This is a genomic window from Ruegeria sp. AB8, from assembly GCF_056542605.1.
This window is the reverse complement of the sequence record NZ_JBQGAB010000011.1, coordinates 58,228-80,028: the sequence shown is the minus strand read 5'-3', so window position 1 is coordinate 80,028 and position 21,801 is coordinate 58,228. Positions and strand designations below refer to the sequence as shown.

The 21,801-nt window shown below is 56.9% G+C and carries 18 protein-coding genes; 7 read left to right on the top strand and 11 right to left on the bottom strand.

Annotated elements, in window-relative coordinates; genetic code table 11:
* The first annotated feature begins 49 nt into the window (after positions 1 to 49).
* The 3 genes from ACR0CG_RS12995 (at position 50) to ACR0CG_RS12985 (ending at position 3,918) form a co-directional block, all read left to right on the top strand.
* Positions 50 to 415 carry a cupin domain-containing protein gene (locus tag ACR0CG_RS12995; RefSeq protein ID WP_480525390.1) on the top strand — a complete coding sequence of 122 codons (366 nt, stop codon included), beginning with the start codon at positions 50 to 52 and terminating at the stop codon, positions 413 to 415.
* A 142-nt stretch (positions 416 to 557) separates the two neighbouring features.
* Positions 558 to 1,952, top strand: coding sequence for an alpha/beta fold hydrolase (locus tag ACR0CG_RS12990; RefSeq protein WP_480525388.1), 1,395 nt, complete (start codon positions 558 to 560; stop codon positions 1,950 to 1,952).
* Between the two features lie 76 nt (positions 1,953 to 2,028).
* Entirely contained in the window at positions 2,029 to 3,918 is a 1,890-nt protein-coding gene (locus tag ACR0CG_RS12985; protein WP_480525387.1) for an amidohydrolase, read from the top strand.
* A gap of 146 nt (positions 3,919 to 4,064) precedes the next feature.
* Here the strand turns inward: ACR0CG_RS12985 and ACR0CG_RS12980 are convergent, their stop codons facing one another.
* The 8 genes from ACR0CG_RS12980 to ACR0CG_RS12945 form a co-directional block, all read right to left on the bottom strand.
* On the bottom strand, positions 4,065 to 4,517 hold the full coding sequence (locus tag ACR0CG_RS12980; RefSeq protein ID WP_170680458.1) for an SRPBCC family protein: 453 nt from the start codon (positions 4,515 to 4,517) through the stop codon (positions 4,065 to 4,067).
* 106 nt (positions 4,518 to 4,623) lie between these two features.
* Positions 4,624 to 5,436: an XdhC family protein gene (locus ACR0CG_RS12975; RefSeq protein ID WP_480525385.1), complete on the bottom strand. Its 813-nt coding sequence runs from the start codon at positions 5,434 to 5,436 to the stop codon at positions 4,624 to 4,626.
* Between the two features lie 12 nt (positions 5,437 to 5,448).
* On the bottom strand, positions 5,449 to 6,636 hold the full coding sequence (locus tag ACR0CG_RS12970; RefSeq protein ID WP_480525502.1) for a vWA domain-containing protein: 1,188 nt from the start codon (positions 6,634 to 6,636) through the stop codon (positions 5,449 to 5,451).
* Positions 6,636 to 7,502: an AAA family ATPase gene (locus ACR0CG_RS12965; protein WP_480525383.1), complete on the bottom strand. Its 867-nt coding sequence runs from the start codon at positions 7,500 to 7,502 to the stop codon at positions 6,636 to 6,638. Before ACR0CG_RS12965 ends, ACR0CG_RS12970 begins: the two co-directional genes overlap by 1 nt.
* Positions 7,503 to 7,555: 53 nt before the next feature.
* Positions 7,556 to 9,973 (bottom strand): aerobic carbon-monoxide dehydrogenase large subunit, encoded by a 2,418-nt coding sequence (locus ACR0CG_RS12960; protein ID WP_480525382.1) that lies wholly within the window; start codon positions 9,971 to 9,973, stop codon positions 7,556 to 7,558.
* Positions 9,970 to 10,464, bottom strand: coding sequence for a (2Fe-2S)-binding protein (locus ACR0CG_RS12955; RefSeq protein WP_093963851.1), 495 nt, complete (start codon positions 10,462 to 10,464; stop codon positions 9,970 to 9,972). The genes ACR0CG_RS12960 and ACR0CG_RS12955 overlap by 4 nt, the downstream gene beginning before the upstream one ends.
* Before the next feature lie 13 nt (positions 10,465 to 10,477).
* Positions 10,478 to 11,311 carry an FAD binding domain-containing protein gene (locus tag ACR0CG_RS12950; RefSeq protein ID WP_480525380.1) on the bottom strand — a complete coding sequence of 278 codons (834 nt, stop codon included), beginning with the start codon at positions 11,309 to 11,311 and terminating at the stop codon, positions 10,478 to 10,480.
* A gap of 139 nt (positions 11,312 to 11,450) precedes the next feature.
* Entirely contained in the window at positions 11,451 to 12,557 is a 1,107-nt protein-coding gene (locus ACR0CG_RS12945) for an MHYT domain-containing protein (RefSeq protein ID WP_480525378.1), read from the bottom strand.
* Positions 12,558 to 13,164: 607 nt separating this feature from the next.
* On the opposite strand from ACR0CG_RS12945, the gene ACR0CG_RS12940 reads away from it, so the two are divergent.
* Entirely contained in the window at positions 13,165 to 14,385 is a 1,221-nt protein-coding gene (locus ACR0CG_RS12940; protein ID WP_480525376.1) for an APC family permease, read from the top strand.
* Positions 14,386 to 14,430: 45 nt separating this feature from the next.
* Positions 14,431 to 16,047 (top strand): MFS transporter, encoded by a 1,617-nt coding sequence (locus tag ACR0CG_RS12935; RefSeq protein WP_480525374.1) that lies wholly within the window; start codon positions 14,431 to 14,433, stop codon positions 16,045 to 16,047.
* On the opposite strand, the gene ACR0CG_RS12930 is transcribed toward ACR0CG_RS12935, so the two are convergent.
* Positions 16,048 to 17,583, bottom strand: coding sequence for a trypsin-like peptidase domain-containing protein (locus tag ACR0CG_RS12930; protein ID WP_480525372.1), 1,536 nt, complete (start codon positions 17,581 to 17,583; stop codon positions 16,048 to 16,050).
* Between the two features lie 276 nt (positions 17,584 to 17,859).
* Positions 17,860 to 18,363 (bottom strand): Hsp20/alpha crystallin family protein, encoded by a 504-nt coding sequence (locus ACR0CG_RS12925; protein WP_480525370.1) that lies wholly within the window; start codon positions 18,361 to 18,363, stop codon positions 17,860 to 17,862.
* 292 nt (positions 18,364 to 18,655) lie between these two features.
* Between ACR0CG_RS12925 and ACR0CG_RS12920 the strand changes: the two genes are divergently transcribed.
* Positions 18,656 to 19,960, top strand: a complete 1,305-nt coding sequence (locus ACR0CG_RS12920; protein WP_480525368.1) for a ferredoxin reductase family protein — start codon at positions 18,656 to 18,658, stop codon at positions 19,958 to 19,960.
* A gap of 310 nt (positions 19,961 to 20,270) precedes the next feature.
* The gene (locus ACR0CG_RS12915) at positions 20,271 to 20,822 is read left to right on the top strand and encodes a flavodoxin domain-containing protein (RefSeq protein ID WP_480525366.1); all 552 of its coding nucleotides are present in this window, start codon (positions 20,271 to 20,273) and stop codon (positions 20,820 to 20,822) included.
* 83 nt (positions 20,823 to 20,905) lie between these two features.
* On the opposite strand, the gene ACR0CG_RS12910 is transcribed toward ACR0CG_RS12915, so the two are convergent.
* A complete protein-coding gene (locus ACR0CG_RS12910) occupies positions 20,906 to 21,751 on the bottom strand; it encodes a universal stress protein (protein ID WP_480525364.1) in 846 nt (281 codons plus the stop codon).
* Positions 21,752 to 21,801: the final 50 nt, after the last annotated feature.

The window sequence follows — 21,801 nt, the reverse complement described above, 5'->3', positions numbered from 1 at the left end:
ATTTTGACCATCAGCCTGGCTTTGTCAAATCTCCGGAAGGGTTTTGATCGTGAAGTACTACAACCTGTATGCCGACGCCGCAGGCGAAAGCCGTTGGTCCGAGATCGAAGTTCCGCTGGCAGAGCGAAGCTTTGCGCCACCAGCAAAGGCAATTGAGTTCTCCGAGCCGGAGCATGTTAAACAGACCATGTTCCTGAGGCTTCGATCAGGTTGGAACGAACCGATCCACCCGACGCCAGTGACGCAAAGGCTGGTGTGCCTTGCCGGAACGATCCGCGTTACCGCAAGCGATGGCAAATTTCGGGATATAGGACCGGGGGACGTTTGGCACATGGCAGACAAGTTCGGACGCGGTCATCACACCAAGGTCACAAGCTTCGAGGATTTTGAGACGGTCATTATTCAGTTCGAGTGAAGTCGGAAAATTCCACGATCTCTTCAAACCTTCACCAGCGCCGTTACGGTCTGAAGATTTCCGGCTATACTGGGGTCATTGTTTCGCGCCGGCACCTGATTGACAGCGATCAAACCACCGCTGGCGCAGAGGGGGGATTGCCATGGAACAACGCCTCTCAGCCATTATGGCGGCCGATATGGTCGGGTACTCGCGCTTGATGGAAGTGGACGAGTTGGGTGTTCTGTCACGTCAAAAGAAACATCGGCGCGAATTGATCGATCCGGAAATAACCCGGCGCGGAGGAAGCATCATCAAAACGACCGGAGACGGCATGCTGGCCTCATTTGAATCCGTTCAGGACGCGGTTCAATGCGCCGTCAGCATTCAGCAAGCGATGAGCCTTCGGGAAACCGAACTGGAGGACGACAAGAGAATCCGATTTCGCGTCGGCATCAATCTGGGCGATGTCATTTTCGACGACGGTGACATCTTCGGAGATGGGGTGAACGTCGCCGCGCGGCTTGAAGGATTGGCAGAACCCGGCGGCGTGTGCGTTTCGGATATCGTGCATCAGGCAATTCAGGACCGGGTCGACGCTCCATTTCGCGACATGGGCGGCCAACGCGTCAAGAACATCACTCGACCCATTCGTGTCTGGCAATGGTCCCCTCAGGCGGCGCCCGTGCGTGCGGCTCCTGAGATTTCACTGCAACAGCGCGTGAAGTTCTGCAAATCGGCAGATGGCGTAAATCTTGCCTGGGCCTCGACCGGAGAAGGTATACCTGTGCTGAAAGCCCCGAATTGGCTTAATCACATCGAGTATGAGTGGACCAGCCCGGTCTGGGGGGATTTCCTGTCCGAGATGTCCAAACTCTGTCGATTGGTCCGGTTCGACCAACGGGGAAACGGGCTTTCAGACTGGGAAGTTGAGGACATTTCAGAAGATCGTATGATCGACGACATGATTGCCGTGGCCGATGCGGCCGGGCTGGATCGTTTTGGCCTGTTCGGCATCAGTCAGGGGTCTGCATTTTCAATTCGATTTGCGGCAAGACACCCCAAGCGCGTGAAATTTCTTATCCTGCTGGGGGGCTATTTGCGCGGGCGCATGAAGCGCGGGGACGCCGAAGCCGAACAGTTTTATCAGGCATCTCGCGCCATGGTATCGGCCGGCTGGGGCTCCCCCAACCCGGTGTACCGCCATTTCTTCACGTCTTGTTACATGCCGGATGCCACGCCGGAAGAAGGGGCAAGTTTCGACGAAATGCAACGCATCTCCGCCAGCCCGGAAACGGCCTTGCGGATCATGGAAATGAACAGCTACATGGACGTACGCGCGGATGCGCAGCGCGTGAATGTTCCGACTTTGGTGTTGCATGCCCAAGGCGACATGGCGGCACCCATCAATGAAGGCCGTGAGACAGCCCGGGAAATCCCGACGGCAGAGTTCGTTGAACTGCCCGGGGCCAATCATTGCATGATACGCGGCCATCCGGGGTTCGATGAGTTCTTTCAGGAAATCGGACCGTATCTGAAAGAACATGGTGATTTTTGAGTACCTTACGCTTAAATGGGTGCTGACGTTATTTGTACCCGCTGTTTCCTCAACAACGTGATTTCCGGAGAACGTAATGACTGATATTTCCAGAAGGCGTTTCCTAAAATTCGCCCTGATCAACTCAACTGCCCTGGCTTTGGCCGGACAGGCAATGGCTCAAGCGACCTCTCTTTCGGACGTTGGCGCTGCGATGTTGGGTTTGGAGACCGCCACGATTTTCACTGCGCGCGAGATCGTGACGCTCGACCCGGATCAACCGTCAGCTCAGGCCGTTGCGGTGATAAAAGATCGGATCCTTGCAACCGGAACGCTGGACGATGTCAAGGGCATCCTTGGAGATAAACCGTACGATCTGGACACAACATTCGACGACCACGTTATCGTTCCCGGTTTCATTGCGCAGCACGACCATCCGATCCTGGCAGGATTGACAATGTCATCCCTGATCCTGTCCATCGAGGATTGGGAACTGCCCGACGGCACCGCGATTGCCCTCAAGGACAAGGATGACTTCATGACGCGCCTTGCGGCAGCCGAGGCCGAGCTGGATGATCCGGCTGAACCGCTGCTCACTTGGGGGTATCATGCCGCGTTCTATGGCCCTCTGACCCGTGCCGACCTCGACGCGATCAGCGCCGAGCGGCCGGTATTCGCGTGGGCCAGATCCTGTCATGAGTTCATCCTGAATACAGCCGCGATGAACGCCGCGGGCGTCACCGAAGACCTGATCGCCAGCTGGTCAGAGACAGAAAAATCACAATCCAGTTTCGAAGATGGTCACTTCTGGGAACAGGGTTTGTTTGCCGTTTTGCCGAATATCGCACCGATGGTCGCAAACCCTGACAAGTTCCGTTCCGGCCTGCTGACCATGCGCGACTACATGCACGCCAAGGGTGTGACCTTCGGAAACGAACCGGGCGGTATTCTTGCAAAGCCCATTCAGGATGCTGTCAATGCGGTGATGTCGGCGCCATCGATGCCCTTCCGATGGACGTTCATTCCCGATGGCAAAAGCCTGGTTGCTACTTACGATCAGGATACCGACGTGATCCGCAAAACCGAGGCTTTGGTCGACTGGTACGGCGGCATGACCAGCATGGCAACTGGCAGCGTAAAACTGTTCTCTGACGGCGCCATATATTCCCTCGCAATCCAACTTCGCGACCCCGCCATCGGTGACTATCACGGTGAATGGATGATGGATCAGGATGCTTTCGAACGTGCTTTCCGGATCTATTGGGACGCCGGTTATCAGGTCCATGTGCATGTCAACGGCGATGCCGGTCTCGACCGTGTTCTGAACACGCTGGAAGATAATCTATTACGCAACCCGCGTTTTGATCATCGTACGGTGATTGTCCACTTCGCCGTCAGCGCGCCCGACCAGGTCGAGCGTATCAAACGCCTCGGCGCGATCGTCAGCGCCAATCCTTACTACGTCACCGCGCTATCAGATCGCTACAGCGAAACCGGCCTGGGACCCGAGCGCGCGGACCAGATGGTGCGGCTGGGCGATCTGGAGAAATCAGCTATCTCGTGGTCGCTGCACTCTGACATGCCCATGGCACCGGGCGACCCACTGTTCCTGATGTGGTGTGCGGTAAACCGGATCACGAGTTCCGGTCGCGTTGCCGGCAGCGACCAAAAGATCTCTGCCGAACAGGCCCTGCGTGGGGTCACGATCAATGCGGCGTATTCTCACCGCCTTGAAGAAGAACGGGGCAGCATCGAACCGGGCAAGCTCGCCAACTTCACGATTTTGGCAGAGAACCCCGTGACCGTCGACCCGATGAAGATCAAGGATATCGCGGTTTGGGGCACGATTGCGGAGGGACGCATTCAGAAAGGCGAAGAAAACTTGCAGGAAGACGCAAGCCGAAAGGGCAGCGACTTCACAGGCGATATAGATTTCGCCGAGAGGGCGTTAACCCACGCCCTTTCCGTCGTTCACGCGCATCTTTGAAGTTTGAATGGCACCGCAGAACAACTGGATTTGGCCGCATCAAGTTTGGTTACGTCCAGATGGGCACGCAAATGAGCTGGGTTTTGTCACCTCTGAACGATGATCAATTCCCAGCCACTCAATCCCAAGTTCTACTGATACTGGTTCTAAGAAACCGATTGCTCCGAGACGATCTCGCCAAAACGAGTAAAGAACTTGCCCGAGAGCTTTTTCGCGGTGCCAGCAATCAATCGACTACCCAATTGCGCAATCTTTCCGCCGACTTCAACTTTAGCGGTGTATGCAAGAATGGTCTCATCCCCATTTGAGGTAAGCGTTACGTCGGCACCACCTTTGGCAAACCCGGCCGCGCCGCCTTTGCCTTCCCCGGTCAGGGAAAAACCTTCAGGTGCATTTGAAGTATCCAGCGTCACCTCGCCAGAGAACCGCGCCTTGACTGGGCCGATCTTGAGGACAACCTTGGCCTCAAGGTGCTCGGGCGAGTGCTGGATCAGTTCCTCGCAGCCGGGAATGCACTCGCGCAGGACATCCGGATCGTTCAAAGCGCGGTAAACGACGTCGCGCGGGGTGGCAATGTGGATTTCGTCACTGAGTTCCATTCATGTTTCCTTTGTTCAACAACATCTTGGATAGACCAGAAGTGCGGTCTCGGTAGCCTCTTCCGGCGTTACGTCCGGGCGCACCAGCCACAAACGCCGCAGGCGATTAAGCACGTTTTTCATCATCAGATGCCTCTCTGGATTTGTTCGTGTTTCGCCACAGCACGATCTCGGCCAGGATCGACAGGGCGATTTCATGCGGATCGATCGCATGGATATCCAGCCCGGCCGGGGATTTGAGCTGCGCCGCGCGCTCCGGCGCCAAACCTTGAGCGATGAGTTTTGCCGTAAGCGCATCAGCCTTTCGGCGGCTGGCCACCATGGAGACATGGGCCGCCTCGGTTTGCAGCGCCGCTTTCAGGGCGTCAGCGTCTCCGCGACCCTGCGAGGCAACAACAACGAAATCCTGCGATTCGATGTCCAAATGGTCGATGGTTTCCAGCGTAAACCTATCGTAGTCGCCGTCTGTTTCTGCCTCGTCACCAAGGCAGATGCGAAAGCCGGCCAGCGCCCCATGCGCTGCCAGCGCTGTGGCAATCGGAGACGTCCCAAAGATCACCAGACGCGGGGTGTGTTGATACGGTTCGACCAACAGATCGACAGTGCCGCCCGAGGGGCAGCCGCTTTTGAAGGTCTGCACTCCGTCGGGGTCTGTCATGCTCACCACCTTATTCGAAGGTTTGACACGGATCATCTGCGGCTCACCGGTGATCAGCGCCGTCCGGGCCGAGGTTCGGACGGCGCGCTGCACGCAAGCCCCTCCGAGATGTCCAAGAAGGCGCCCGTCTTTGGTGATCGCAGCTTTTCCTCCGGCCTTTGCGGACGTTGCATCCGCCGTACGCAGGACCGTAGCCACACAAAAGGCCTCACCGGTTTGGCGCAGCTGTTCAATCGTGTCGAATATGTCGAAGTTAGCCATTTCAGATTCCTTTCACAGCTTACGAAACTGCGGTTCCAACGCCGCCAGCGCTTCCAGCGTGTTGGCTGGCAAATGTGCATCCAGATAGGGTTCCGCCGCCTGCATCGCGGCAGCAATCGGCTGGTAGTCCCGCCAGCCTTTCAGGGGGTTCAGCCATACGATCCGCCGCGCTTTACGTCGGATGCGCGCCAGCGCATCGCCCAGCGCCTGCGGGTCGGAACTGCAATACCCATCGGACAAGATCAGCACGATGGTCCGCCCGTTCAAAGACCGCGCGCCGTATCCATTCAGAAAATGCTCAAGACTGCCCGAGATATCCGTGCCGCCGCCAAACCCTTCGGCCATCAACGACAGCCGCCCGGCCGCGCGCAAGGAGTCGTGGTCGCGCAGCGCATCCGTGACGCGCATCAGACGGGTATGGAAGAGATAGGCGTCCGCCTCTGTGCCACTGCCGATCAGACCTTTGAGGAAGGCCAGAAAAACCCGCGAATAAACCGTCATCGAACCGCTTACGTCACACAAGGCCACAATCCGCATCGGGCGTGGTGGACGAGCGCGGCGATACAGGTCCATCGGTTCTCCGCCCCTTGCAAGGCTGGCGCGTTGGATCCGGCGCATATCAAGCGAGGGGCCACGCAGCGCTTGTTTCCGCCGGCGCGAGCGGCGGTCGCGGATTGCGCGCGCGATAGCAGTCGCGGCTTGTTCCGCCTGCCGCAGCGCGTCTTCGTCCATCAGCTCGCGCAAATCCTGACGCGACAGGTTGGCCGTACGGGTTGCAATCAGCTTCCCGTTCCTCCCCACGGCCTCCCCGTCGCCGGGATCAGGCGCAGTGGCCTGATCCGTGCCGGTTTCCGTTTCCTGAGCAGCCTGGCTTTCCTGCTGCCAGATCATCGGCTTGGCGGATTGAACCCGCACATGCGCCGTTTGGGCAGTTCCCGTGCGCTGCTTTCCGGTATTGAACCAATAGGCCTCGAACAGGTCATCGAAGCGCCGCCAATCGTCGGCGTCGCCGGCCAGTAACACGCAAAGCGCCCGCTGGGCCTGTCTGATATCCGTTGCCTCAACCGCCGCCAGCGCGGCCAATGCGTCCCCCGTTTCAGCCGGTCCAACACGCATTCCGTTCATACGCAGATGTGCGATGAAGCCGGACATGCGATCCGCCAAACCAGATGCGCGAGTGGGGAACCGGGTGACTTGCATCACGCCACCTTTCCTATCAGGCGATCCATCACTTCGGGCGGGGCAGCGTCATAGTCGGCGGCAGTTTTTAGAAGGCAGACAAGCGTCGCCTGAACCTCTTCGCGGGATTGCGCCATGTCGTTTACACCCAGCCCTGAAAGGGCGGCCGCCCAGTCCAGCATCTCGGCGATGCCAGGGGTCTTTTCCAAATCTTCTTTGCGCAATGCCTGCACAACGCCAATGATCTGGTGCGCCAACAGCCCTTCGACTTTGGGCATGCGAGATTTCAGGATTGCCATTTCCGTTTCACGCGATGGGTAGTCGAGGAAACTATAAAGGCAACGCCGCCGCAGCGCGTCTGAAAGGTCCCGCGTCCCGTTTGCCGTCAGGATCACGATGGGCCGCGAACGCGCCTTGATGGTGCCAAGCTCGGGGATGGTGATCTGAAAGTCCGACAAAATCTCGAGCAGATAGGCCTCAAACTCCTCATCCGCGCGGTCGATTTCATCGATCAGCAGAACAGGTGGCTCTTCTTCGCTGATTGCTTCCAGCAATGGTCGCTTCAGCAGATAGTCATCAGTAAATAGCTGGGCCTCGCTGGTTCCGCCCTGTGCCTCGCTTGCACGAATGGCCAGCAACTGGCGCTGGTAATTCCACTCATAAATCGCGTGGCTGGCATCCAGCCCTTCATAGCACTGCAACCGGATCAATCGCGCTACGCGCTGTGCTGCCAACGCCTTTGCAACCTCGGTTTTGCCAACCCCTGCGGGCCCTTCCAACAACAGCGGACGCCCAAGGGTCTGCGCCAGATGCAACGCCATAGCCAATCGGTCGTCGGCAACATAACCCACCTCGGCGAGGCCTTGCTGTATCTCCTGCAAGCTCATGCCATTCTCCCGGATTGCCGCCGCACTGAGATGCAGCGCGGCGGCTTTTCCTGTTAGCTGTGCATGCCCAGACCGTTGGCTATCTTCCAGATGCGCCAGTGGTCGTGCGGCATGTGGCTCTGAACAAGGCCAAATGGACGGAATGCATCATGCACCGCATTCGAAAACGCAGGCACGCCGCCGACATTGGGGCTCTCGCCCACGCCCTTGGCACCAATCGGGTGATGCGGAGATGGCGTCACCGTGTGATCAGTGGTGTAATTGGGTGTCTCCCATGCCGTGGGCAGGAAGAAGTCCATCAAAGTACCGGTCTTCACATTGCCCATCTCATCATAGGCGATTTCCTGACCCATCGCGATGGCCAGCGCCTCGGTCACGCCACCGTGGACCTGACCTTCTATGATCATCGGGTTGATCCGGGTGCCGCAATCGTCCAGCGCATAGAATTGCCGAACGTCCCATTCGCCTGTATCCACGTCGATCTCCATGACGCAGATATAAGCTCCGAACGGATAGGTCATGTTCGGCGGGTCATAGTAGCTGACCGCCTCCAGACCGGGTTCCAGCCCCGGGATCGCCTGATTGTAGGCGGCAAAGGCGATTTCCTTCATCGTCTTGAACCGCTCGGGCGCGCCTTTGACGGCAAAGCGATCCACATCCCATTCGACGTCGTTGTCATGGACTTCCAGCAGGTAGGCCGCGATCATCTGCGCCTTGGCGCGGATTTTGCGGGCGGCCATCGCCGTTGCCGCACCGGCCACAGGTGTCGACCGAGACCCATAGGTCCCAAGACCATAAGGCGCGGTGTCCGTGTCACCTTCCTCCAGCGTGATATCGTCGGCAGGCAAGCCGATCTCACTGGCGATGATCTGGGCAAAGGTCGTGGCATGGCCCTGACCCTGACTGATCGCCCCCAACCGCGCGATGGCCGACCCAGTCGGGTGGATTCGAATTTCGCAGGAATCGAACATGCCGAGCCCGAGAATATCGCAGTTCTTCACCGGTCCCGCGCCTACGATTTCAGTGAAGTGCGTCAGCCCAATACCCAACAACTTGCGGGTCTTGCCCGATTTGAAGTCCTCAATCCGCTGCGCCTGTTCGGCGCGCAAGTCTTCGTAGCCCACGGCCTTCAATGCCTTATCCCAAGCGGTGTGGTAATCGCCCGAGTCATACTCCCAGCCCAGCGCCGATTGATATGGGAACTGATCTTTGCGGATAAAGTTGATCCGGCGCAGTTCAGCCGCGTCCATGTTCAGCTTGATGGCCAGAACCTCTATCATCCGTTCGATGAAATAGGCGGCCTCGGTCACCCGGAACGAGCAACGATAGGCGACGCCGCCAGGTGCCTTGTTGGTGTAGACCCCGTCCACAGCCAGATAAGCGGTGGGGATGTCATACGACCCGGTGCAGATGTTCATGAAACCGGCCGGGAATTTGGTCGGGTCGGCGCATGCGTCGAACCCGCCATGATCCGCCGTGGTGTGACACCACAGGCCAGTGATCTTGCCATCCTTGGTCGCAGCGATCTTGCCCTGCATCCAATAATCGCGGGCAAAGGCGGTGGACATTAGATTTTCCATCCGGTTCTCGACCCATTTCACCGGCTGGCCGGTGACAATCGAGGCGACGACCGAGCAGACATAGCCCGCATAAGCGCCCACCTTGTTACCGAAACCACCACCGATATCAGGGCTGATTACCCGGATATTGTGCTCGGCGAGACCCGAGATCAGCGACACAACGGTTCGGATCGCGTGCGGGGCCTGGAAAGTACCATAAAGCGTCAGCTTGCCGGTCACCTTATCCATCGAAGCCACACAGCCACAGGTCTCAAGCGGACATGGGTGGGTCCTGTGGTAATAGACCATCTCTTCAGCGACGACATCAGCCTCGCCCAGAACGGCCTCGGTGGCGTCCTTGTCGCCCTGTTCCCAAGTGAAGATGTGGTTGTGATGCTTGCGCGGCCCGTGTGCGCCTTCGGTCTGACCCGCAAGGTCTTCACGCAGGACAACGTCCGATTTCAGTGCCTCGAACGGGTCGGTCAGGACGGGCAGTTCTTCGTAGTCAACCTCGACCAGCTCAGCCGCATCCGCCGCGATATAGCGGTTTTCGGCGACTACATAAGCGACTTCCTGGCCCTGGAACAGAACCTTGCCATCGGCCAACACCATCTGCTTGTCACCAGCCAGCGTCGGCATCCAATGCAAGCCTAGCGGAGCTAGATCCTCGGCTGTCAATACAGCAACAACACCGGGCACGGCCATCGCGGCGTCTTTGTTTACACTGACAACGCGGGCATGGGCATAAGGCGAGCGAACAAAGGCACCGAACAGCATCCCATCCAGTTTGATGTCATCAACATAGTTGCCCTTGCCTTGGGTAAAGCGCACATCCTCGACGCGTTTGCGCGAGCTGCCCATCCCTTTGAGATTGGCGGCGCGTTCTTCGGGGGTCATGGTTTGATCGTTCATTCCGCGGCCTCCTTCTGAGCGTTCAGCATGTCAGCCGAGGCCGAGATCGCCTTGACGATGTTCTGATAACCGGTGCAACGGCAGAGGTTCCCAGCCATACCAAAACGAATTTCTTCCTCAGTCGGGTTCGGGTTTTCCTGCAGCAAGCGATGCGCCCGGGTGATCATCCCCGGCGTGCAGAATCCACATTGCAGCCCGTGATGTTCCCGGAACATCTCTTGCAGGACACCAAGGCTGCCATCGTCATTGGTCAGGCCTTCGACAGTGGTGATATCGGCACCGTTCACCTGCGCCACGAATGTCGTGCAGGATTTGACGGACTTGCCATCGATATCCACGGTGCAGGCCCCGCAATGGCTGGTCTCGCAACCGATATGAGGGCCGGTGATTTTCAGATCTTCCCGCAGGAAGTGGATCAGCAGCGTGCGCGGCTCGGCCAGACCTTCGACCTGCTTGCCGTTCACGGTGAGTTTGACGTGCATTTTCGACATAAGTGTTCCTCCCTCAGACCGCGCGGCTTTGCGCACGGTCTATGGCGCGGCGCAGCATCACGGCCGCCACGTGTTTTTTGAATTCGACGGGGCCGCGATTGTCAGCCACTGGATCAATCGCTTCGAGCATTGCTGCGACGCAGCCGTCGACGTCGCCGCCGGCCAACGCTCTACTGGCCGCCTCAGACCAGATGGGCGTATCCGCCAGATTGGTCATAGCGACCGATGCCTGACCGTTGCCAACCATCACCGCGGCCGCAGCGGTCGCGTAGTCGCCGATCTTGCGCTTCTGCTTTTCATACGCCTGTCCGACGCCCACCCCCGGTACCGGGATCGAAATCCGGGTCAGGATTTCCTCATCCTCGCGCGCGGTGAAATAGGCAGCCTCATAGAAATCGCGGGCTGCCACGCTGCGGTTGCCATCAGGACCAGACAGTTCGAACGTCGCGTTCAGACACTGCATCAGGCCAGGCATGTCGTTGCCCGGATCACCGTTGGCGACGTTGCCGCCAACGGTACCCATATAACGCACCTGAGGATCAGCGATCTGCAACGCGGCCTCGCGGATCAACGGAACGGCCGATGCCAGACCGTCATGCGTGATCAACTCATGCTGAGTGACCATCGCGCCCAGCGAGACGGTTTCAGCCCCGATCTCGATGCCTTTCAGTTCATCAATGGCCTGCAGATCAACCAGATGGCCCATCTCGGCCATGCGAAGCTTCATCATCGGGATCAGGCTGTGGCCGCCTGCGATCACGCGCGCCTCATCTCCGTGTTCCTGCAGAATTCCAATGGCCGAGGCGATGTCGCCTGGCCGGTGATACTCAAAACCGGCTGGTATCATGTTTTTCCTCCCTGGGTCCGAGCGGTATGCCTTGGGGGACCTGAGGTAAGGAAAGAACACTGTGTTCAGCCATTCCAGCGGGTGGAAACGGGGCGCGCAGCTTGTTTCACGAAACGCGAATGAGCTGCACGAGTTGCGACTAAAGGCCCAGCGCCTCGCGAATGTCCGTCAGCCGGGATCGGCTGACCGGAACCTTGGTCAACGCCGCAACCCCGTCGAAGTAGCAGGTGCCGTTGTCCTTGTGCCTCTCAAAGCTTGAGACATGTTCGGGATTGACCAGATAGCTGCGATGCGCCCGCAGGAAACCATCTGGTTTTAGCCGGCTTTCGGCCTCGGTAATCGACCAGGGGCAGAAAAGCTTATCGGCATCCATATACAGCACGGTGTAATGCCCCTCGGCCCGGATTGCGGCTATTTTTCCGGGCTGGGCAAAGAAGGTTTGGCCGTCACGCTCGTACGGAACACCTGCACGCGGTACGATCGGCGCCGGTTCGGGTTCGGGTTCGGGTTCCACAGAAGGAGCAGCGCCGGTGGCCGTCTCGGGGCCGACAAACGAAATGCCGGTCAGCAGAAAGGCACCACAAATCAGAAACACCGAAACAGTCACACCCATCGCCAGGACCTGATTGTTCAAGGCCGGTCCGGCTCCGCCTGCGTTGTCCGTCGCGACAAAGTCGGTCAGGCCGGTTGCCACGAAGTGCATCGTGAATACAGCCAGGCCAAAACAGGCCGTGCCCAGCAGGATATTGCGCTGGGTTCGATTGTCGTACGCAACCCAAATGGCGGCAACGGAGAGCATAACCGACGCTAGCGTTGCAATTGCCACATCCCAGGCATTGTAGACCGGGCGGCAAAGCTGCATCCCTGACATACCCACGTAATGCATCACCACAATTCCTAGGCCGACGATGACACCGGCGCCGATCATTGTTTGCACCGTCCGGGGACGGAAATGCAAAAGCAGCAGGGCCAGACCGACCATCAGAATTGCCACCAAAGCTGAAATCAATGTGATCAGCGCGTCGTAATAAAACAGAATTGGCAGTTGCAAACCCAGCATTGCCACAAAGTGCATGGACCAGATGCCGCCACCCAGAATGATCGCAGCCAGAGCGACGATGAACTTGCGTCTTTGGTCGTTCAGCTTTGAGGCTCCATGCGTCAGATAGAGCCCGGTAAAACCGGCCATCAATGCCACGGCAAGCGATGCCGCCACAAGCCAGCCGTTATGCGAATAGTCCAACATGTAGGTACATGCGCCCTCCCTGGCGCGGGGACGACGTTAACAAACCTGTTTTATTGGCACAATCGGCTCGTATGATCCATCAGTTAAATCTTTTTGGACCCTGTGACTAAGACGGAATTCAACGAAAACGTTCTGTTTCGTGCTGGCCGGTTATTTCGACGTTTGGCGACCGCCACCAATGGCACCTCACATTTCCAGAACTTCACAACCAAAGCACCATATCAACTCTAAAGTCACTGGAGATCACTGTCTTTTCCAAAGCAACCAAACGAGGCCCGCAGAACGTACCGATTGACACAGATCAATGCACTTGCAACCTTCATATAGTGAAATACGAATATTAATCATGATCTACGTTCACTGACCTGTCCCCAAGCAAACATGACAGTGAGCGGAATTTGAATAGCGTGGACGTTCCACACGGGGGCTCGGCAGGAGTGGTGGCGAGCCCCCTCTTTGTTCACAAGCCGCCAAAGAGCCTGAACGTTGAGACGCAAGGAATACGGCGCGAATTGGATCGCAAGACCTGGCCGCACCGCCAAATGCGGACGGTGACAACAACGACACCGCTGGCGACGTGCCAGCAAGACATTCGGTATAAACCCTGATGAGCACCTTTGAACCGCCAGAACAGAAACTCAAGCGGGCCCTTACAGCACCGTTGCTGACGCTTTATGGCCTGGGCGTAACGGTCGGAGCAGGAATTTATGTGCTCGTCGGCGCGACGGCGGACATAGCCGGCCCGTATGCCGCGTTTTCGTTTGTCGTGGCTGCACTCGTCGTCTCACTGACCGCACTTTCATATGCGGAACTCGCAACGCGATTTCCGGTCAGCGCAGGAGAGGCAGCCTATGTCGAAGCGGGATTTCAGAAAAACTGGATGGCAATGCTGGTCGGTCTGGCGGTTGCGGCCTCGGGCGTTATCTCGGCCTCTGCCGTCGCGATAGGCGCAGCCTCCTATCTTCACGCATTAACGGGTCTGGCAATACCATTTCTGACTGTCAGCGTTGTGTTGATTATGGGGCTTATTGCCCTGTGGGGGATCACGGAATCGGTACTGGTTGCTGCGGCCATCACGATCATCGAGATTGCAGGGCTTCTATTTGTGATCGGCTGGGGCATGTCGGTTCAGGACCCGCAGGGATATAATGTCAGCTCCATGCTCCCTCCACTTGAGCTTGAAGCGTGGCGAGGCATCTTCGCTGCATCTCTTCTCGCTTTTTTTGCATTTGTCGGTTTTGAGGACATGGCAAATGTCGCCGAAGAAGTGATTGACCCTGTTCGTACCATCCCGAAAGCAATTTTGCTGACGCTCATACTGGCGACGATACTGTATCTTGGAACATCGCTGACGGTGCTGCTGGTTGTCCCGATTGATGTTCTATCAGCGTCTGCTGCGCCGCTTGCACTTGTTTTTGCAAATGCCCCCGAGGTGATCAAACAGGGTTTTTCCGCAGTTGCGATCGTGGCGACGGTCAATGGCGTCCTGATCCAGATGATCATGGCATCGCGGGTGATCTATGGGCTGGCTGACAGGGACCACCTGCCAAAAGCCCTGGCCATTGTGCCTAAAGCAACCCAGACGCCTGTGGTTGCCACACTGCTCGTTGTCGCAACAATCCTTCTTCTGACCCAAACCGTACCGATTGGGATCTTGGCGGAGCGCACATCACAGATTGTTCTAGGGGTCTTTGTCCTCGTCAATATCTCGCTGATCCTTCTGAAGGTGAAACCGAACGGGTCTGAAGAACACTTCCGGGTGCCTCTTTTCGTTCCGATCCTTGGCGTGATCACCAGTGCATTGCTTTTCGGAGCTGGATTTCTCTAACTAAATGCAAAGGCAAACGGGCCATCAGCAATTCCAGGTTGGCATATGACCACTGACCGATCTTCGACAGGAACGCAGCTCTCAGATTGGTGGCACAGAACCTTTGTGGATCTGGCTCAGCAATTGCAATGGTCCTATCTGCCGCCTTTGATGGTCTACTTCGCGGCTGGCGTCTCCGGTTTGACCTCGGTTGTCGGTGCTTTTTTTCTGAAGGATTACCTCGATTTATCAGCGTCTTTTGTCGCAGGTCTGGCATTTTGGGCCGGTCTTCCCTGGATTCTCAAAATGCCGCTGGGCCACATCGTGGATCTGTTCTGGCGCTGGAAATCCCTGTTGATCCTGTTTGGCGCGTCCCTGATTACCCTGTCCCTGCTCACAATGTACGGGCTTGTGACCGCGCCCGTTCGGATGGCCGGCGTCATGCCGCTGGAAGACTGGTATGTTGTCGCCCTGCTTCTGGCGCCTTCCGGCTATGCCATTCAGGATGTCGTCGCCGACGCCATGACGGTCGAGGCCGTTCCCAAGGTCGATCAGGACGGCCTTGCGTTTACGCCTGAAGAAACCCGCGCCCAGCACACGACAATGCAGACCTTGGGCAGAGTTTCGATCATCTCAGGGTTTGCAGCGGTTGCGGCCGTCAACATCTGGATATTCTCAGGAACGGAAGATCTGCAAAAGTCTGACCGGCTTGCTCTCTACGGCCAGGTTTACCTGATTGCGTTGATCATCCCTGTGCTGTCCGTCAGCGGTGTGGTGCTGCACTCACTGATACAACGTCAGCGGCTTCGTCAGGGTCACCCACTGCATACCCCGGATGAGGTGACCGAGGTCAAATGGTCAATATTGCTGGGTGGCTTCGCGTTTGTTGTGTTCAGCATTGTGTTGGGAACCGCGGAATTCGAGTTTGCGCAAGAGGTAGTCTTTGCCGTTTCTCTCACGGTGATCCTGTACCTCATGTCCCGTCTTCTGAAAGAACTGGAACCCGCCCAGGCGAAAGCCCTGGTCGGTACGGCAATAATCATTTTCGTGTTCCGTGCAGTTCCGCTGCCGGGGCCGGGACTGACGTGGTTTGAAATTGACGAATTGGGGTTCGACGAGCAGTTTTTGGCAATCCTGGCTCTGCTGACGTCCTTGCTGGCATTGCTTGGATTGATCGTCCTGCGGCCATTCATGGCCAAACGCTCAATCGCTCACGTGGTGGTGGTGCTTACGATCGCGGCTGGTCTGCTCTCTCTTCCAAACCTTGCCCTTTACTACGGCGTTCATGAATGGACGGCAGCGCATACAGGCGGAGTTGTCGACGCCAGGTTCATTGCCATTCTCGACACGGCTGTTGAATCGCCTCTTGGGCAAATTGCCATGGTCCCGTTGCTGGCCTGGATCGCGCGCAACGCCCCGGTCCAACTGAAAGCGACCTTTTTTGCGGTGATGGCATCGTTCACCAACATGGCGTTGTCGGCGGCCAGTCTCGGAACAAAATACCTGAACCAAACATTCGTCGTTACACGCGCGGTGACCAATCCGGAAACGGGTGTCGTTACCTCGGCTGCCGACTACAGCCAACTCGGGTATCTGCTGATTGCAGCCGCCCTGATCACTGTCACGGTCCCGCTGGCGGCGGTTTTCCTTGTACAGAAGTCCCGCTTCCGAACAAGCGACTGACTACAGGCCTTCTGCCTCGCTCAACAGTTCTTTGAGGTGCGCAACCGGAACGCCAATGTTGGAGCCGCCAAACTCAGGCAGGATCGCGGCGTTGATGGCGACTACCTCGCCTCGCCGGTTCAAGGCGGGTCCTCCGCTTCCGCCGGTTGTGGTTTCGGCGTCGTAAACGATGGAACCCGGGCTTGCTCTGGCAACGATCCCCCGGCTGGCCAGCGGATGAATCTTGCTTTGCTCGGACAATCGGGACGCTACGGACCAGAAATTGACCGAACCTTCCTTCTCCAGCGTTTGAAGAAAGCCCGGCCCCGCCTGCGCAATCAGCGCCTTCAGGCCTGTCGGGTATCCCAACAGGTAGACTTCTTCCCCTGCGTTTGGCGGTTCATCCGCCAACGGCACGCCCAGCCCCTGAACCCGATCAGGAGCTACTGACAAAAGAGCGACATCGGCCGATTCGCTGAACTTCTCCAACTTGGCCTCAATCGGATCCGGTTGACCTGGCAAATAGGCCAGCAGCCTCAGCATTTCCGCTTCCAACCCCGCACTTTTCAAAGCGTCCACCCGGTCGCGGGACGTCCACGGCAAGGCAACATGGCGATTGGTGGCCATAAGCGGAACACCTTCCAGCAGAAAACCGGTTCCCGTGAACTGGAATTCAGCTGGTTCGCCCGTGCCGTCCGGTTCGATCCAGGGCTGCCCAAACGGGGTTTTCAGGTTTTCTCCGTCCGGCCCCAACATGTGCCGCAAGAGCTTCCCGCTTTCCAGATGACGCAACCCGTAGGCACCCTGAATGAATGCGACAGACTTAGATGAGGCGGTAATTACCCGTGTCGACGCGCCTGCTCGCTGTTCAAGGGTTCCGAGACGCTGCTCGGTTGACGTGACTTGGTTTTCAAAGGCATCCCGCAGCGAGGCCAGATCATCCGGGGTCAGCGCATCTTCACGTGTCTGTGCAAGCATCACCGCAACCGCTTCGATCTTGCGGGATTCCTGTTGGATACTGTCCGCCAGCCTTTGATCGTTTTGATAAAGCAGAAACACAAGGCCCGCGATCAGCAGAAGTGCGGCGACGACCGTGATCCTGAACAGAACTGTCGTCTGAGACGCAAGCCGACGACCGCTGTCGCGCAGCGCGCCGGACATCCTTTTGGCAAACGGCCGCCGGCTGGTTCGGGCGTAAGCGTAGGCGTCACTTAGGATTTCTTCGACCGTATGACGCGCCGGGTAGGTTTTGCTACATAACCTGTACCGAGACATTGGGCCTTTCTCGCCGAACTCGATCATATCGCCGTGCCCGAGACTCGCGGACGATATTTTGCGCCCATTCACCCAGACATTACGCCCAGACGACGCAGTTATTGAATAGACACCGTCCGCCCACTGAAGAGCAGCGATATCGTTGTCGTGCGGAGGCATGTCGTCTTTGGGGCGAAGACTCAACGCCCGGCTTTCACCAACCGAAACAGTAAGGGCATTGTCGGCCAGCCAGCTCACGTTCCCGCGCGACGGTCCGGTCAAATTTTCAAGGAGGGCACGCACGCCCCCCTCGTCGGGGCACGGCGATGAGCTTGTGTCAGCCGCGTCTGAGTTCCGCATTTTAGCCCCCTTTTCAAAGGCCACGCAGAGGTACTTTAGCACACGGCTGTACAAAACCTATTGCTTCGTTTTGGGTGCTAGGAAGGATTGGATTTCTCTGTCAGTTTAGCATCAAATCCGTGCCAGCAGGTTCACCAAACCGCACACTCCTTGGATTGCAAATCACAGAAGGCCGACCGATGATCGGCCTTCAGTTTCAAGCACCAGCCGAAACGCCACCTACTTGGATGAAACCTTGATCTTGCGGCTGGGATCCCGAGGTTCGGTTTTCGGCATGTTGATGCTCAGAACACCCTTGTCGAAGGTGGCCGAGATATTCTCGACATCAACAGTGTCCGGCAGCGTCATTGCCCGTGAAAAGCTGCCATAGCTTCTTTCGCTGACACGCAGGTCGCCCGTCTCATCATGTGTGATCTTCTTCTGGCCTCGCAGGGTGAGGCGGCGATCCTTGATTTCGATTTCAACATCGTCCTCTTCCAGACCGGGCAATTCCGCCGTCAGAACGATTGCCGTATCCGTCTCCTGAACATCAATGGCCGGGGAAATTGCGCCGGACATATCAAGAGATGGCAGACCCGTGCGCTGCGCAGCCGTTTCCAGCGGTAAGAACGGAGATCCGCCTCCTAAGAACCGCGACATCAGGGTTTCCATTTCACGTCGAAAGTTGTCGGAGAGCGGATGCGTTCCGGTGAAAAGTTGCGGGGACTTTTTGTCTTCAAGCATTTCTGAACCTCCTCCTTTTGTCCGGCTATACGGACGCCGTATTATCGCAGAAACCCCGGTCAAGAACCTTGATCTTGCGCAAGAGAATGCTCGCATCTTTTTCCCGCCTGGCCGTTCGGACCGGCCAGTCTTCTGCCACCATTTCGGAACATGACAGCACTCCAACGGGCATAGCGTTCCGGACGGGAAAACACCCGATCACAGGAAGCTTGATCGCCAACCGGGGCTCGCCTAGCCTAGCCCCTTGAGACAGCGGGAATGGCCTAACTCTGGCGCAGTGGAGCAAAACCATATGAAATGGCCCTATCTGGCGCTGATCTATGTTCTGCTGATCTTGGCGCCGTTGGGCTTTTCCTGGTCACTTGGCTGGCCACCGCGATCTTTTCACCAAGAACTCGCATCCGGGCTGGGGATGATTGGATTTTCGATCATTCTGGTAGAGTTCCTGCTCTCCGGACGCTTCAGGTTCATTTCGTCCGGTGTGGGCATGGATGTGACCATGCGCATGCATCAGCTGATGGCGCGCGCGGCACTCGTTTTTGCGTTGATACACCCGCTACTTTACCAGGGCACACCTTCTGGCGGACACCGCCCGTGGGACGTATCGCGCCAACTGACGACTACGACAGACTTTCCAGTGCTGTCCTCGGGGATTGGGGCCTTTTTCCTGATCGTCGTTCTGGTCGCCTCGGCGGTCGCCCGAAAAAGCCTTGAATACAAATACGAAACATGGCGTCTTTTGCACGGTCTCGGTGCTCTGGCATTGGCCGGTTTGCTACTTCATCACACAATCTATGCAGGACGCTACGGTGGGCATCCGTCACTCACATTTCTGTGGCTCGCAATGACCGGCATTGCTGTTGGTACTCTGCTTTATGTCTATCTCGTCCGCCCCTTGTTTAAGATGCGAAAACCGTGGCGTGTTTCCTCGGTCACTCGGCTGACACCGAAGCAATGGGAATTGCGCCTCAAACCGGACGGTCACCCGGGCCTCAGCTTTGAAGCGGGCCAGTTTGCCTGGCTCAATGTGGGGCACAACGTCTTTTCACAGCGCGAGAACCCGTTTTCGATTAGCTCGGCACCGGGTGAAGGTCCTGAAGTTTCATTCGTGATAAAAGAGCTTGGGGATTTCACAGGCAGTCTCGGGCAAATCGCGCCGGATACGCTGGCCTATCTCGATGGCCCCCACGGGAACCTTTCGGTCGGCAAACGCGCTGAACAAGGCATTGTTCTGATCGCAGGTGGTGTCGGCATCGCCCCATTGCTCAGCATACTGCGCCAAGTTCGTCTGAGCGCAGAGCAACGCGATATCAAGCTCATCTATGGAAACCGGATCGAGGAGCAGATTGTTTATCGGGAAGAACTGACCAGGGAAGATACTGTATTTGTTCTATCCGAGCCCCCGAAGAACTGGAGCGGTGAAACAGGTTGGATCGACGGCGCCCTCTTGGACCGAACGCTTTCTTCAGAACATTATGACAACTGGCTTTTCGTACTCTGCGGCCCCACTGCCATGATGGACACTGTCGAAGATCACCTTGTTGCCCGGGGAACACCTTCGCATCGGGTTCTGTCTGAAAGGTTTGACTATGATTGATCCGTTTAGAAACCTGTCCGCGCGCCGACGGGTCAAACTGGCAGTGTGGTCCATCAATGTTACTGTTTGCGTCGCAATCTTTTTATTTGCCCTGAGATAGCGCGGACGTCCACTGGGTAGTGCAGAGAAGACCAGCCATCACAGCAGAAATTCTTCCCCGCGTAAGGCGTCGTCATGCAAATTTCAGAAACACGTTCAATGTATTGGAATCGCCAGCCTCAACTTGCGCCTTTGATTAAGATCAAAGGCGAACTCACGCCAATTCATAATACTTGAAACGCTTCTCAGACCGATTTGTGGGAGGATCGGAATGACAGTACTTATCGTCTTTGCCACTGTTGAGGGCCAGACGGCCAAAATTGCGCATTTTATCAGCAATGTCGCGAAGAAATCCGGCTTTGACACAAGATTGATCAATACCGATCGACTTCCCGGTCAGGTAAAACTGGACGATGTGGATCGGGTTGTTCTGTTGGCTCCTGTTCACGAACGTCGACACCCTGCCTCATTCGAAGCATTTATCGCGTCGTTCAAAGACGAGTTGGCGAAACGAAAATCGCTCGTGCTTTCTGTGGGACTAAAGGCGGCCTTTGCATCGGGGCGCGAGGAAGCCCGCGATTATCTCACCGAGATGTTGTTGCGAACGAGTTTCGAACCAGATGCGTCAGCATTGGTCGCAGGCGCGGTGAGACCCGACAGCTACGGATATTTTGAGAAAGAGATCGTTAAACACGTCGTCTTGTTGGGCCGGAAAATCGATCCGAGAGATGGCGCGCGGGAATTCACAGACTGGGACGAACTCACGTCGATTGTGAAGGGGTTTCTGGATGGGAACTACCGGACAATATCAGACAATTCCTAACTCAATACACTGAACCCATTATTTCATAATGTTAGGACCTGACCGTCGAACCCAGACAAACACTGGACGTCCACTTGCGTCAGTCAGTGCGCAAATAGAACCGGAAGACCGGTTTGTTCCAGCATGGCCCTTGTAGTTCCACCAAAAATCGACTCGCGCAAGTATGAGTGCCCGTAAGCGCCCATGACGATAAGGTCAGAGCCGGCCTCCTTAGCACGTTCCTGTATGCACTGTTCGATCGGCAGACCGCCGCTCGGGAATTGCGCTACGGTCACGCTACAGCCGTGGTGTCTGAGCCATGCAGCGATGTCCGTACCGGGGTCCTGACTTTCCGGATCATGTACTAACGGCTGATCGAAACAACCAATCACAACTTCCTTAGCTTCCAGAAAATAGGGTAAAGCCAAATGGGCCGCTCTGGATGCAGCAAGACTATCGTTCCACGCCAGAAAAATGCGCTCGCGTTGGGTATGTGGGTCTCCGTTGACCATCATGGCGACTGGCGAATGGAACAACACGCCATGGCTAACCTCGTGAAACACTTCGGGGTCATTGCGCAGTTTCGGGTCCAGGTATGCTACATCACAGCAGTACGATTGGCGTGCCGCCAGAGTCTTAAAGTCCGCACCGGAACCCATGAAAACCGTGACGCTTGCCGATACGCTCGAACGCGCAAGCAGTGCTTCAACTTCAGCGGCCCGGGCCTTTAAGGTCTCCTTTTTCTTTTCCAATTGATCCAACCAGTTCGCGGGCAGTCCAGCCTCGACAAATTTGCTGGATCCGTACTTCAAGTAAGGCAGGTTCGGTAGCGCCGCGATCAGAAGGCAAGTCAAATGGCCGCGCTGACGTTGGGCAGCATCGGCGCATTCAAGTAACGATACATCGCTAGTATCCGCGCCAATGAAATACGTCGAAGTTCTGCGTTGCATACCGGATCTCCCTCCAGGATGTCACTGCGGGCAGGAAACTCGCCGAGCGC

Bases quoted from the DNA above. Each gene is read 5' to 3' on its own strand.
- ACR0CG_RS12990 (WP_480525388.1), top strand. From the start codon at position 558: ATGGAACAACGCCTCTCAGCCATTATGGCGGCCGATATGGTCGGGTAC.
- ACR0CG_RS12985 (WP_480525387.1), top strand. From the start codon at position 2,029: ATGACTGATATTTCCAGAAGGCGTTTCCTAAAATTCGCCCTGATCAAC.
- ACR0CG_RS12980 (WP_170680458.1), bottom strand. From the start codon at position 4,517: ATGGAACTCAGTGACGAAATCCACATTGCCACCCCGCGCGACGTCGTT.
- ACR0CG_RS12975 (WP_480525385.1), bottom strand. From the start codon at position 5,436: ATGGCTAACTTCGACATATTCGACACGATTGAACAGCTGCGCCAAACC.
- ACR0CG_RS12970 (WP_480525502.1), bottom strand. From the start codon at position 6,636: ATGCAAGTCACCCGGTTCCCCACTCGCGCATCTGGTTTGGCGGATCGC.
- ACR0CG_RS12965 (WP_480525383.1), bottom strand. From the start codon at position 7,502: ATGAGCTTGCAGGAGATACAGCAAGGCCTCGCCGAGGTGGGTTATGTT.
- ACR0CG_RS12960 (WP_480525382.1), bottom strand. From the start codon at position 9,973: ATGAACGATCAAACCATGACCCCCGAAGAACGCGCCGCCAATCTCAAA.
- ACR0CG_RS12955 (WP_093963851.1), bottom strand. From the start codon at position 10,464: ATGTCGAAAATGCACGTCAAACTCACCGTGAACGGCAAGCAGGTCGAA.
- ACR0CG_RS12950 (WP_480525380.1), bottom strand. From the start codon at position 11,311: ATGATACCAGCCGGTTTTGAGTATCACCGGCCAGGCGACATCGCCTCG.
- ACR0CG_RS12945 (WP_480525378.1), bottom strand. From the start codon at position 12,557: ATGTTGGACTATTCGCATAACGGCTGGCTTGTGGCGGCATCGCTTGCC.
- ACR0CG_RS12940 (WP_480525376.1), top strand. From the start codon at position 13,165: ATGAGCACCTTTGAACCGCCAGAACAGAAACTCAAGCGGGCCCTTACA.
- ACR0CG_RS12935 (WP_480525374.1), top strand. From the start codon at position 14,431: ATGACCACTGACCGATCTTCGACAGGAACGCAGCTCTCAGATTGGTGG.
- ACR0CG_RS12925 (WP_480525370.1), bottom strand. From the start codon at position 18,363: ATGCTTGAAGACAAAAAGTCCCCGCAACTTTTCACCGGAACGCATCCG.
- ACR0CG_RS12920 (WP_480525368.1), top strand. From the start codon at position 18,656: ATGAAATGGCCCTATCTGGCGCTGATCTATGTTCTGCTGATCTTGGCG.
- ACR0CG_RS12915 (WP_480525366.1), top strand. From the start codon at position 20,271: ATGACAGTACTTATCGTCTTTGCCACTGTTGAGGGCCAGACGGCCAAA.
- ACR0CG_RS12910 (WP_480525364.1), bottom strand. From the start codon at position 21,751: ATGCAACGCAGAACTTCGACGTATTTCATTGGCGCGGATACTAGCGAT.